Here is a 13,473-nt window from a genome sequence, read left to right on the forward strand (position 1 = left end):
ATTTTTCTATATTATAATCAAAAAAAGGAGTGATGTATTTGAAAAATATTAGAAACATTTTCTTTATTTGTAAACATTCGTTTTTGTCTTGTCAAAAGATAATATATTTTTTTACAGGATCATGATTTATTTTAGTTATTTTCATATTATTGCTTAGAAATATTTCCGAAATTGGATTTCCAGCAGAACAAAAGACATATTGGTATAATTGGTTTAATTTTATGTCAAAATCTAATTCAAATAAAAAAGGTTTTATTGGTTCTAGTTATTATTTGAATAATATTATTTATAACACACCGGGATTAGTTTTTTATGGATTGATATCTTTTACTTTGTTATTTTTAATTGTTATCTTGGATATTGAAACGGGGAGAATAAATTATTTCTTATCCTTAAAAATGTCTAGAAGAACTATAATTATGGCAAAAGTTTTTACAATAATTATTATTAACATAATTATTATGATTTTTCAATTTATTTTAGTAGTAGTAGTTTTAAAGATTGCTTCTGATAATTTTCTTGCAAGAAATATTTATAGAATATTCCTATCTTCTTTAAATATGTTATTCATTGTTATTTTTGTAAATATGTTGTTGTTGGGAATTTATTTTATAAATTCAAAAAAATTAAATATTATAATTTTTGGAACTTCAATATTTTTAACCATCTTCTTTATTTATATACTTAATGAAATAGTAATAATTCTAAATATTGAGAATAATAAGCTTGATTTTTTACAAAAAATTGATCTTGATGGTTATATGTTTTTGCCAGCAAAATGTGATTTTACAATTGAACATGCAAAAAAACAAAATAACTATATTTTGTTTGCCTTTATGAGGATAGATTATTTAAAATTCTGATTATCATCTTCCATATTTTTTGGCTTAGGTCTTGGATTATTTGGTTTTTGTATATACAAATTTAATAATTTAAATTTCAATATTTAAAAAAATTATGTTTTAAATAGATATTTTTTTATTAAAATATTAAAGATATTTAGTGATAAAATGACGTTAAGGTGATTTTTTATCCTTAAATCAATCTAAATTATATTAAAAAAGTAGTAATAATATAAAAAATAATGTATAATAATCTTGTCTATTGTAATAACATAGGAGGTTATATAATATGTGAGATGAAATATCGCTAAAGTTTCAAAAATACGTTGAAACTGGTGAATTTAATGGTGATCAACTATCAGAAATTATGGAAGGTCTTAAAGAGGGTGTAGAAATAATTGTTTTTGCAGACCCTATTTATTCTGCTGGTCAAATGCATGAAATAAGATTGGGTCTTCAAAACGGAATCTCAACACTTATTTATAGTGATAAGAAATATAATGAGGGTCAAATGAGAGAATTAAGATTGAGTTTAGAGGATAATCTAGACCCTGTTGAAGTTCGTTCAATTGCAACAACTAAATATACTTGAGAACAAATGAAAGAAATACGTGAATGTTATAAAGAAAGAATATCTTTAAATGATATGCGTATTATTATGAACCCAGAATTTTCTTGAGAACAAATGAAAACTCTTAGATTAATATGTAAAAATAGTATGGTAACAAATAATGTGTTTAAAAATATTGCAAATCCAAAATATGATGCAAATAAAATGATGAATTTTGCTAAATATTTTAAATACGGGTATGATTTAACAGTATATTGTGACCCATCATATTCAATCGAAGAAATTGAGTTTTTCTTTGAGTGTTTAGAACATGGTTTACAAAGCGAAGACATTAAAGCTTTATTATCTAAAGCTTTAAGTCATGAAAGAAGACAAAGAATTTATGAGGCATATTTGGTTATGGGGGATAAATATGCTTTTATTGGTTGTAATCCAGAGTATGATGATGAGCAAGTTGATGAAATTTACTTTATGTTAAAAGAAAAAGAAAAAATATTGTATGAATTTAAAAATATTTGATCAAATGATAATGAAAATAGACTTTTAAACTTGTTAAAAACAAATAAAAAAGGTGGAACATCAAAATTATATCAACTTAACAAAACTAATAATTTAGAGTTAACTGATGGAGACCCAATTAAATGAAATATTACTAAGATAAAACAATGAAAACAAAAATTATCTAAAATATTTAAAGATGTTGAAAAAAATTATATTATAAAACCAGATAGAGCTTAGTTTGTGTTTTTATAAATAAAGAGAGATTAACATAAAAAAAACCTTAATATGGTTTTTTTTATGTTAAAAGAAACCATTGCTATAGTATAATCGTGTTTTATAGAGTAATTTTATTAAAAATATGATATAATATATTAAATGGTGTAAAAAGTGAAAAAATTCTTATCGATATTATCATCTATATCTATCTTACTTTCATTTGCAAATCAAACAGTTGCTTGTAATAACGGCAATCTAGGTGAGAACTATGGTTTTATAACTGGAATTGATGTTGTTACATATTCGGGTGAAGATATTAAAAGAGACAAAAATGTCATTGTCAAATCTGATTCAACAGAAACAGATTGTACTTCTTTAGTAACAAATGGAACCCAAGAAGAAATTGTTGTTGTTAAACTTACCGAAAGAATGAAGGTTTTTTGGTCACATAAAGATATGAATTCTTTAGCTTTTGTAGCTAATGATATTATTGATTATAGTAAATGAGATTTTTTGATGCCAAATGCAAACGATTTTTCAACAAACTCCTACCAATATTTATTGATTCCCATAACTCAGAATACAATTGATGGAGAATATATTGAAGTTATGGATCAGAATTTAAACTATTATACATTTGTATTAAATGTTAATGCAATAAATCAAACAGGGTCAATAAATGTAGACCTATCAGAGATCGCTTCTGAAAGCGATATCAATTATAGTTTACCAAAAGACATATCTGACCCAAATGTTGTCAAACGAGAGGTTTCTAAACTATTTCAACTAATGATGGCTGAGATAATTAAAAGTAGTCTCGCAATAAAACAAACAAATCAAAGTATTAGATTATTGGGACAATTAACAAATTCATTGTTACAAGTTAAGGAATATCAAGAACCAATAGTTAGTCAATTATTTACTTATTATTGGAGTACTGAAGAGGATCAATTGCAAAATATTGTTAGTAAAAAGGATGATAATCACAATTTTATCACCCATCCACCATTAGCTGCCGGAAAATATTTTATAGCAGCAGAATCTAATCAAGATGCTATTAAAAAAACACGTTTATTTGAAAATAAAATATCAAATATTGACAATTATACATTAAGAAATTATACAAAACTTATATTAAACATAACATAAAAATAGAAGGAATTTGTTGTGAAAGATATTCTCCTAATCACCAAAAAGCAAGAAGCTAATAAAAGTAGAACTAATAAGTTTTATTTTTTAACAATTTTTTCTGTTGTTTTTGGAAATTCTGTTGGTATTGCCATCTTCACTGAGAATCGAGAAGCATTATTAGCTTGTAGAAATCCTCTTGTTTTGATTATTGCCTATGCTTTTATTGGAATTACATGTCTATCATTATTATTGGTGTGTATTGAATTAATGTCATCAACTGAAAATAAATTTAATACAATTCCACATTGATTGCGTAATTTTTATGGAAGAAGAATGGGTTCGATTTCGGCGATATTTTATTCATTTATTTATATGCCAGCAATTATTTCAACCCTAGCATTAATGAGTTGGGGATTATTCTTCAATGTTATTGATGCGATTATGTTAAGGGATAATTGAATGCCAGATGATTGAAAAGCGGCTTTAATTTTTATATTAGCAGCAATTTCTATAATTACTTTAATTATCTTTAATGCCTATAGTTCAAAATATAAGGAGTTTGTAATTATTATTTTAAATTCATTTAAAATAATTCCCATAGTTTCAATTTTTGTTGTTTGTGGAATTGCATTTTTCACATCAAACACATATGATGGAACATATCACAATGAGGAATATAATAACAACAACGTGTTTACAATGATTTTTTCTACAAGTGGTATTGGAACAGATATTTGGTCTTTAAAATATATGGTCCTAGCGTTACCAATTGTTATGTTATCTTATGATGGATTCTTACATGGGGTTAGTGTTTCAAATGATAAAGAGTATTCAAAAATAGTGACAAAATCATCGATATTGGCTGTTATTTTAATGATAATTATCAATATTTGTGTAGCTTCTATGCTTTTGGGAGTGACAACTGATGCAAACTTAATTACATTATATGGTAGGGTATTTCCCCAATGGGCAACATATACAATTGGGATGTTGATTAGTTTTTGTGTTCTTGGTTCAATTATTGGTTTTGGTAGTTTTGGGTCAAATAACTATTACACAGCAACAGACCCTAATGTTGAAGGGGGACAAATCCTTGCAACAAAGTCTGGTTGACAATATAGCTATGAGAAAGCAGCGTGAAGACAATTGTTCTTTTATATGATCTTTCTAGTCTTTATTTTCTTTTGCTCATATCCATTTTTTAAAAAGTTTATTTCATATGATCAAAATGTTGTTACGAAGAGTTTTTTAACAGGTGATGCTGTTTCACAAATTCCGCTTCAGTTTTCAATTGTAGTTGCAACTTTCTCATTTCTTTTTTATACAAACCTAATATTTGCGCTGGTAATAAATCGGTTTACAAAAAAAAGAGATGTCAATAAAATTATTGGTATTGGTATTTTTGGAATTATTTTGGTTCCAGTATTGTGATCTGCATGTTTTTATTTGCTATATGATAATTTTTCCAACATCCGGTTTATTATCCAAATATCAACCAGTATTGATGATATGTCGAGTCTTTCAAAAGGGATAGTTGCAGCGTTTACGTTTTTACAAATAACAATTTGATTAACAGGATTTTTTTATAATGAATGACGTCTACGGAAAAACATGTTTAGAAAAATATTTGCCAATACCTAAAATAATTATTAACTAAAAAAATAACTAATTATATTGATAAAATATAAATGTTATTTTTTTTATGCTAATTTTCTTAAATAATAAAAGAAAAAAATTCTAATCATTTACATTTATATTTCTACTTGTCATTTTTTTAACTTTATTGGTGTAAATATCTAAAAAAATATTATCATTTGTAAGTTCATAACAGAATTTAGCTCAAACAATTCAAAGTCTATCTTGGTAATATATTTCATCAATAAAGTTATCCATATTTTTAGAATTTATAATATTTAGCTTTTTTAATGAGCTAATATAATTGTTTACATCTATTTGATTTTCTATAGATTCACATAAAAAACTTGCATAATCAAAAAGATAATTATTATTCATGGCATAATCATAATCTATAATATATATTTTTTTATCTTTATTGGAGACAAGGATGTTGTTTGGAACTAAATCATTATGAGAAAAAACTTTATTTTTTACTTTGGATAGTTTTTTTATAATTTTATCAAGATAGACAAGATTTATTGGTATATTTTTATCTAAAATTTTATTGTATAGATTGTAAAAAAAATCATGATAATTAAATGTTTTAACATCTTTTATATTTATTTTATGGAATGCTTGAATTATTCTTATCAGCGACTGGTAAAATGAAGTATTATTATGATTAAAATGTGAAAAATCTTCTATTCTTTTAAATCTTGAGACTAAAATATTTGATGTAAAATATACATTCTCAGTTTTTGCTAAAAATGAAAAATCATTTTTTTGTAAATATTTCAAAATTATATTCTCATTTTTTCGATCAAGATATTGGTCGTGAACTGGGTTACTTACTTTAATTATTGATTTATCTAATTTAAAAATATTATTTGTATAATGCATAAACTACCAATTGAAGTTACTATTAACAATTGTAATTGATTTTGAGAAAAGTTTTATTTGCTTATTTCTAAATTCTTCTAAATCTAATTCAAAGCTTTTTTTTCCTTTAGTAACTAATGACTTAAATTTTATAATTTCAGTATATAATTTTTTAATTTTATTTTCAATTTTAAATGTAAAATAACAACCAATTTGCATTAAACAAGATTGAAATAAGATTAAGAATAATAGAAAGACATATTCAGTACATTTAGACTCTATACAATTATTAACATATGATGTTGGGGTTAAATTTGTTATACTCGCAATATTTTTCTCAGATAATCAAACATTGTAAAAAGTTGTAACATTTTTTAACAGTTGTTCAGAATGATTCTTAAATGGTAATGAATCTTCTATAAATCCAAATTCATAAACCTCAGTAAAATCGATAGTTAATGATGCATTTGCTAACATTGAATTTTCGAATAAATTTTCAAACCCTTCGATTAAACTAATCAGTGAAAGTTCTAGTTTTGATATAATTGTTTTATCTGAATGAAAAACTGATTCAAAATCATAATTATCTTTATCCATTACATTAGTAAAAAATAAATTAATCATAGAGCTGTTTATTTTTATGTACTTATCTGAGAAATTCTTAGTATCCATACTTTTTATTCTACACAAAAAAAATCATTTTTTATTGTTTTTAGATTAAAATTAATAAAAAATGATTTTTTAGATATTTTATTAGAATGTATTTTTATTAACGACAATATTAAGTATTTTTAAAATATGCAAATTTAATCTATTTTTTAATTAATTTTCTATAATATAAATTATAATAGTAGTAATGAGTAAAATAAATATAGTTTTATATGAACCAGAAATTGCTGAAAATGTTGGTTCAACAATGAGAACATGTTTTTTAACAAATAGTAAGTTACATATTATTGAACCAACGGGTTTTATTTTTGATCACCGCTTTTTAGCTAGAAGTAGTGCAAACACACACAAACATTGTGAATATGAACTTTACGATGATTGGCAATCATTTTGTCAAAAGAATGAAAATGGAAAGTTTTTTTATTTAACCAGATATGGTAATAAGCCAATATCTGATTTTGATTTAAAAGAAGTCAAAGAAGATATATTCTTTATCTTTGGTAGAGAATCAACCGGTATTCCGAAAGACATTTTAATTGATAATATTGATAATTGTTTTAGAATTCCAATGGTAACAGAGGGAAGAAGTTTAAATATTTCTAACTGTGTAGCTATTGTTGTTTATGAGGGTTTAAGACAATATGACTATTTAGATTTGTGTAAATTTGAAACTCAAAAAGGTAAAGACTATTTAAAAAAATAAAAAGAGATTGGAAGTAACATTATGAAATTTAATGATTTTGGATTTAAAAAGTTTATTAATGATTGTTTACAATCTGAAAATATTACAACTCCAACCCCAATACAAGAAAAAGTAATTCCTTTATTTAAAAAAAATCACAGTATTATTGGAAAATCAAATACAGGCACTGGAAAGACGTTTGCTTTTCTTTTACCAATTTTAAATAATATAGATTATGATAAAAAAAACCAAATCCAGGCAACAATTATTGCACCTACTAGAGAACTTGCATATCAGATTTATCAGGTTTGTAAAAAATTTACTAAATATGAACCAAGAATAAATGCAAAACTATTCACAGGTGGTGATTCAATCGAAGACCAAAGAAGAAAACTTTTAATCGAACAACCAATGATTTGTATTTGTACACCCTCAAGAATGTCTACTTTGTACAATGAAAATACTTTAAAGATAACAACGAGCGATTATCTTGTTATTGATGAGTGTGATATGATTTTTGAGCTTGGATTTATTGATGATATTGATTTAATTGTTTCAAAAATAAAAGATGATGCTAAAAAATTAGTATTTTCTGCCACTATTTCAGAGGAGTGTCGAATTTTTTTAGAAAAATATTTTACCAATTGTCTTTATCTTGAAGTAAAAGAAAAATCAATAAATAATACCAATATAGAAAATATTTTAATTTGAACTAAAAATCGTGAAAATAAAGAAGTAATTCAAGCACTATTAAAAACTTTAAACCCATATATTTGTTTAATATTTGTAAATCATAAAAAAAATATTAACACTGTTAACAATTGGCTCCAAGAAATTGGTCTCCGTGCAGCGATTATTTCTGGAGATATTGAAGCTAATAAGCGATTAGTAATATTTAAAAAAATAAAAAATTTAGAATTTAAATATGTAATTTGTACAGATTTAGCAAGTAGGGGGGTTGATATTGAAGCAGTTAGCCATGTCATCTCAATTGACCTTCCCAATGATTTATCATATTATATCCACAGATGTGGAAGAACGGGCAGAGCAAACAATACAGGAATAAGTTACGTTCTTCAAAATTCAAAAAACCAAGCACAAGTAGAGGAGTTAAAAAAACAAGGCATTACTTTTACCAATTATCGTTTTGTTGATTCTCAATTAGTTCCAGTTGATACTAAAAAAATAAGACATTCTAAAAATAAAGTTTTTAAACCAAAGGACAATGAGATTTCTAGAATTCAAAATAAATATAAAAAACAAAAGGTCAAACCAGGTTACAAAACAAAGATTAATAAAGAAATTGAAGAATACAAGCTTAAAAAAAGACGTCAACATATTAAAGAGTCTATTGATAAAATTAAAAAAGATCGCTATAAAAAGCGTCGTGAAGATATTTTTGAAAAATAAACCAAAAAATGATATAATTAATCTTTAAATATGTGTATAATTAAATATGAATAGTAATTACATTAATTTATATAATAAAATAAAGGACATATAGATGAGTTTATCACAAAGAATTAAAGACTTAACAAAGGCAATTTCCTATCAAGTTTATGAAAAGGATGAAATATTCTTCTTAGCGATGTTGGCAATGTTAGCAGAAGAATCTATTTTTTTACTTGGTAGACCTGGTATAGCCAAATCTCTTGTTTCTCGTCGTTTAAAATTTGCAATCCGTGGTGGTATTAATTTTGAATATTTAATGTCAAGATTTTCTACCCCAGAAGAAATTTATGGACCAATTGATCTTCGAGAACTACGAGAAGGAAGATATGTAAGAAATGTTAGTGGATATTTACCAAGTGCGCATGTTGGGTTTTTAGATGAAATTTGAAAAGCTGGTCCAAGTATTCAGAATACACTACTAACAATTATTAATGAAAAATTATACAGAAATGGGGGAAAGGATATTCATGTTCCCTTGAAATTGTTAATTTCTGCATCTAACGAGCTTCCAGCTGAAGGTGAAGGTTTAGAGGCTTTGTATGACCGTTTTATTATTAGATATATTGGTCAAGGTTTAAAAAACCAGGATAATTTTGAACAACTGTTGGATGGAGAATCAGATCTTAATGTAGATGTAGACCCAGAGTTACAAATTACAATTGAAGAATTAGAAGCTTGAAAAAAGAAAGCTAAGAAAATATCTATATCAAGAACATGTTTTGATTTTATTCAATTTTTTAGGCAAAAATTAGAAAGAGAAACAAACGGCGAAGCATATATTTCTGACCGCCGTTGAAAGAAAATAGCTGGTTTGATGAAGACATCTGCTTTTTTTAATGACCGTAATGTTGTTGATTTGCCAGATTTATTTGTAATCCCTCATTGTATATGAGATAATGAAGAGCAAGCCGAAAAATATAATAAATATTTTATTGATGCATTTTTAGAACAATTTGGTCTAGAATGACGTCATGAGAAAAACAATCTTTTAAATCAATTAGATGATGTTAATGCTGAGATTGGTCAAATTGAGGCACAATTTTTAAGATTAACAGTATATACAAATCCATTTAAAGGTAAAATTCCCCCAGGGATATATTATCATATTTTTATGAATGATGGTCCAGAGAATAGTCGTTTTTGTTTAATTGAAGCATCACAGTGAAATCGACTTGTTTCATTACCAAATGAAGAAATCGAAGTTGACCTATTATTTGGCCCAAATGTTAATAAACTTACTGGTAAACAAACTATCAAGGTACGCGCATATAAATCAGATCAAATTTTGTTTGTAGAAACTAACAAAAAATATCTTATTGAAAATGATAACCCAGAACAATATAACCAAGAAATGAACGCCTTAAAAGATAAGGTTACAGATCTTGAAAAAGGTGTAAAAGAGGTTTCTACTAAGATGTATAAAATGTATAAAGAATATACCCAAAAATCATGTATTTTCTTTCAAACTATCTATGAAGATACTATAGCCGAAGCTTTTGATAACGATGAATAATTATATTATTAATTATTTTTATAAATAAAATTATATTTTATATTTAGAGGTATAAATGAATCATCCATATAATGTTTTAATTTTAACTTTAACCATTATTGGCTCTTTTTGTTGTTCATTATTTCTCTTACCACAATTTATTAAAATAGTTAAAAATAAATCTGCATCAGATTTGAGCTTATTTGCAAATATTTTAGCATTAATTTGTGGAATATGTTGGGTAGTATATTTAACATGAAAAGCGCTATACTTTGAGAATGATCGCTTTGAAAAAATCATTTTAATTATTTCTTCAATTTCTGATTGGGGAATATGTATTATTGATACAATGATTTTAATTTATCAAATAAATTGGCTTAAGAAAAATAAGGATCTTTACAGAGTTAAATCAATAGTTAAAAAAATGACCAACAAGGAATTACTAGACAAAATTCATGAATTAGAACAAGAACTAGGAGTTGAGGTTGAACATGGATAATAATTCAGTTGCCTTTATCTTTTTAAATATTATTGGTTTTTCAGCTTCTTTTTTATCAATAACAAAACAACTACCACAAATTGTTAAACTTATTTTTTATAAAGAATGTAATGATCTTTCCATACATTCATCATTAATGGCTGTGACTTATGGAATAATATTTTTTATTTGTGGAGTTTTTATTGGCGACCTTCCTTTAATGTTAACAAATATTATTATTGCTTTTTTTTCAATTGTGACAATAGTTTTTATAAGGATATATACAAAAAGAAAGATATTTAATGAGCGTCATCACTGAGAACAAGAGTGTATTTCTTTACTTCTTAAATTAGAAACAAAAGAAGATATTACTTTTCAAAATTTAGTCGAACAAGAGTCTTTAACATACGAAGAATAGAATGCAGTTTAAATTAAAGATTTGTTTTTTTATTTAATATTACCTGTTTTTTTTATCTTGTATTTTTGAAATAATTATTTAATATATGATAAACTAATTATAGAATATAAATAAAATTTTTAGCATTTATAAATTATAGATAAAAAATTTATATTCATAGAATGGTATAATGCATTCTATGCAAGAGCAAATGGTCAAATAATTATTGACTCACTGGAATTTATATCATAACCTTGTCCTTATATTACAATAATTTATTAAAAATTTATTTATAAAAATAATTTAAAAGGGGTTTAGATGAAAAAAATATCTATTTTTATACTTTTCTCATTTTTACCATTTATTAGTGCTTTGGTTACATCTTGTGGCGTAAATGGTGTATATATTAAGAATCCTTGTGATGATTATAGCGTTTATTATGTAAAAAAATCAGAGTTAGTTAATAATCAAATGACAATATCCCAATATTGAGTTGATCAAAGTGGTTGAAATGAACAATCTTATACTACTTATGAAAGAGCTTATGTATATTTAAACGATGGTACAAAACCCATATTTGTTTGAGAAAGAAAGATTAAGCCACCAAGTATTTTACTAGTAAGCAAAAATCCTATCCCAATAAAGATTGTTAATGATTCTGACAAAGATTTTATAAATAAAGTAAATAAAGATATTGACAAGACATCGTATATATGTTATTGATTTTCATTAAATATATTATTTGATAATGTATCAAAGCTTACAAATCAGTCAAATATTAGTATTCAAATTACAGACAATAATAATAAAACTTTTGAGAAAGGTTTTAAATTAAATTATTCTAAATTTAATAGTTAATATTTTAAAAAAATAATAATTGAATATAAATAATTATTTTATTAACCATAGTTGTTAAGGGAGAAAATTTTGGCTCAAATAAATAATGATAAAAATTTTTTAAGATTCAAAAATAGATTTAAAAAATCATTAGCTTTTTTCATTACCGTTATTTCTCTAAATAAAAAATGATATATTTTATCTCTACTACTACCGGTTTCTTTAGTTTTGGTTTTTAATTTTAATTTTATCAATAAATTATTTATGCCTTATCAGGCAAGTTTTAATCATCCAGAAAATATAAACATCGATAAATGAATCGAACAAATTTATTCAGTTTATGAAATTTATGCTACTGTTTTTTTTGGTATTTTTTATATTGTTATTTTTATTCCATCATTTATTTTTGGGTATATTCTATTCTTTAAGCAGTTAAAATCAAAATATTATCGATATGCATTTTATAGCGGCTTAAGTCGTAATTGTGTTCTTTATGTGCTTTTGTTTTCTTTATCATTTTTACTAATTATAAATGCAATTGTTGTTCTTGGAATTGTTAGTGCAATTGGTTTTCCAATATATGAGAATAGGCTAACAGCTTGTTGGGAAATATTTAATATTTATATAAATGTATTTTTATTTATTCTATTAATAATTATTGGGGGGTATTTATTGTGAAATAAACCAAATACATTGTATTTAGCTATAATTGCTATTTTTTCAATTTTATTAATAATAGTTGCAACTATTAGTAGAATAGATTATTTGATCCTATATATAAAATATTATTGTTGAAAATGATATGGGAAAGATGTTGTAGTTTTTATAAAACAAATCCTTCAGAATCGGCATTGAGTGTTATTAAATATATTCCATTTGTTTTCTCGTCAATGACAAGTCTGGCTACAAATAATATTTATAAATATATTAATCTAGTTTATTTTACAATATTTACACCAGTGCTTATATATACACTTTTAGTTTTAAATAAAAGAGTTATTTTATAAGTAGTCTAAAAATAAATTAAAAAATTATTTTTAATAAAAATATCTAGATTAAAAGACAATCAAGACAAATTAATTTAATTTATTAATTTTTAATCTTAGGATGTTATATAATCAATGCGAGGGGTATAATTGTGAAAAAGAGATTATTGATAACATCTTTATTATCATTTGCACCATTTGCAAGTAATTTAACAACTTCTTGTGGAATTAATTCTTTATATATAATAAATCCATGTAAAGAAAATAGTACCTTTTATATTAAGAACTCTATGGTTGATAATAATAAAAGTTTGACCATTTCTCCATATACATATCATTTTCCCACTTCATTTCCTGGTGAAATTTCACCAACAAATTTTAATAAAATAGAAATTGATGTTGATAATGACCCTGTTTATACTTATGATTTAGAACATCCGAATACAATTCCTCCTTCATATAAAGATGGAAAGAAATTTGAACTACAACCTAGTAAATCTCATTCAGGCTTTCAAAACTATTTAAATTATGATGATTTAGATATTCATCCATACTCATATACTATTTACTGATTTACATTAAATGTAGCTTTCATTAATATTGATAGCAAATTAACAGAATCTAAAATAAGTATAAAAACATATGATGAAGAAAAAAACCAAAAATCGCAAATTGCTGATATTGATTTTAAATTAGATTATAGTGAATATAAATAAAAAAGGG

The 13,473-nt window shown here is 24.6% G+C and carries 14 protein-coding genes; 12 read left to right on the plus strand and 2 right to left on the minus strand.

Going from position 1 to position 13,473, the window contains the following annotated elements:
* Window positions 1-38: 38 nt before the first annotated feature.
* The 4 genes from AAHM97_RS02480 (at window position 39) to AAHM97_RS02495 (ending at window position 4,902) form a co-directional block, all read left to right on the plus strand.
* On the plus strand, window positions 39-950 hold the full coding sequence (locus AAHM97_RS02480; protein ID WP_342269378.1) for a hypothetical protein: 912 nt from the start codon (window positions 39-41) through the stop codon (window positions 948-950).
* A gap of 181 nt (window positions 951-1,131) precedes the next feature.
* Entirely contained in the window at window positions 1,132-2,151 is a 1,020-nt protein-coding gene (locus AAHM97_RS02485; RefSeq protein ID WP_342269379.1) for a hypothetical protein, read from the plus strand.
* A 150-nt stretch (window positions 2,152-2,301) separates the two neighbouring features.
* Complete coding sequence (locus AAHM97_RS02490) at window positions 2,302-3,279, plus strand: hypothetical protein (RefSeq protein ID WP_342269380.1); 978 nt, start codon at window positions 2,302-2,304, stop codon at window positions 3,277-3,279.
* Between the two features lie 18 nt (window positions 3,280-3,297).
* Window positions 3,298-4,902 carry an amino acid permease gene (locus tag AAHM97_RS02495; protein WP_342269381.1) on the plus strand — a complete coding sequence of 535 codons (1,605 nt, stop codon included), beginning with the start codon at window positions 3,298-3,300 and terminating at the stop codon, window positions 4,900-4,902.
* Between the two features lie 96 nt (window positions 4,903-4,998).
* Here the strand turns inward: AAHM97_RS02495 and AAHM97_RS02500 are convergent, their stop codons facing one another.
* Together AAHM97_RS02500 and AAHM97_RS02505 are read right to left on the minus strand one after the other, a co-directional pair.
* Window positions 4,999-5,778, minus strand: a complete 780-nt coding sequence (locus AAHM97_RS02500) for a phosphotransferase (RefSeq protein ID WP_342269382.1) — start codon at window positions 5,776-5,778, stop codon at window positions 4,999-5,001.
* A gap of 3 nt (window positions 5,779-5,781) precedes the next feature.
* Window positions 5,782-6,429: a hypothetical protein gene (locus tag AAHM97_RS02505; protein WP_342269383.1), complete on the minus strand. Its 648-nt coding sequence runs from the start codon at window positions 6,427-6,429 to the stop codon at window positions 5,782-5,784.
* A 184-nt stretch (window positions 6,430-6,613) separates the two neighbouring features.
* Here AAHM97_RS02505 and AAHM97_RS02510 point away from each other — a divergent pair, with 184 nt between their 5' ends.
* The 8 genes from AAHM97_RS02510 (at window position 6,614) to AAHM97_RS02545 (ending at window position 13,466) form a co-directional block, all read left to right on the plus strand.
* Complete coding sequence (locus AAHM97_RS02510; protein ID WP_342269384.1) at window positions 6,614-7,129, plus strand: tRNA (cytidine(34)-2'-O)-methyltransferase; 516 nt, start codon at window positions 6,614-6,616, stop codon at window positions 7,127-7,129.
* Window positions 7,130-7,150: 21 nt separating this feature from the next.
* Window positions 7,151-8,518: a DEAD/DEAH box helicase gene (locus tag AAHM97_RS02515; RefSeq protein ID WP_342269385.1), complete on the plus strand. Its 1,368-nt coding sequence runs from the start codon at window positions 7,151-7,153 to the stop codon at window positions 8,516-8,518.
* A gap of 94 nt (window positions 8,519-8,612) precedes the next feature.
* On the plus strand, window positions 8,613-10,073 hold the full coding sequence (locus tag AAHM97_RS02520) for an AAA family ATPase (RefSeq protein ID WP_342269386.1): 1,461 nt from the start codon (window positions 8,613-8,615) through the stop codon (window positions 10,071-10,073).
* 55 nt (window positions 10,074-10,128) lie between these two features.
* Window positions 10,129-10,551 carry a PQ-loop repeat-containing protein gene (locus AAHM97_RS02525; RefSeq protein ID WP_342269387.1) on the plus strand — a complete coding sequence of 141 codons (423 nt, stop codon included), beginning with the start codon at window positions 10,129-10,131 and terminating at the stop codon, window positions 10,549-10,551.
* Window positions 10,544-10,948 carry a PQ-loop domain-containing transporter gene (locus AAHM97_RS02530; protein ID WP_342269388.1) on the plus strand — a complete coding sequence of 135 codons (405 nt, stop codon included), beginning with the start codon at window positions 10,544-10,546 and terminating at the stop codon, window positions 10,946-10,948. Before AAHM97_RS02525 ends, AAHM97_RS02530 begins: the two co-directional genes overlap by 8 nt.
* Window positions 10,949-11,245: 297 nt before the next feature.
* Window positions 11,246-11,785, plus strand: a complete 540-nt coding sequence (locus tag AAHM97_RS02535; RefSeq protein WP_342269389.1) for a hypothetical protein — start codon at window positions 11,246-11,248, stop codon at window positions 11,783-11,785.
* A gap of 69 nt (window positions 11,786-11,854) precedes the next feature.
* Entirely contained in the window at window positions 11,855-12,700 is an 846-nt protein-coding gene (locus AAHM97_RS02540; RefSeq protein ID WP_342269390.1) for a hypothetical protein, read from the plus strand.
* 202 nt (window positions 12,701-12,902) lie between these two features.
* Entirely contained in the window at window positions 12,903-13,466 is a 564-nt protein-coding gene (locus tag AAHM97_RS02545; protein WP_342269391.1) for a hypothetical protein, read from the plus strand.
* Window positions 13,467-13,473: the final 7 nt, after the last annotated feature.

The sequence above is a fragment of the Spiroplasma endosymbiont of Aspidapion aeneum genome, assembly GCF_964031045.1.
GTDB lineage: Bacteria > Bacillota_I > Bacilli_A > Mycoplasmatales > Mycoplasmataceae.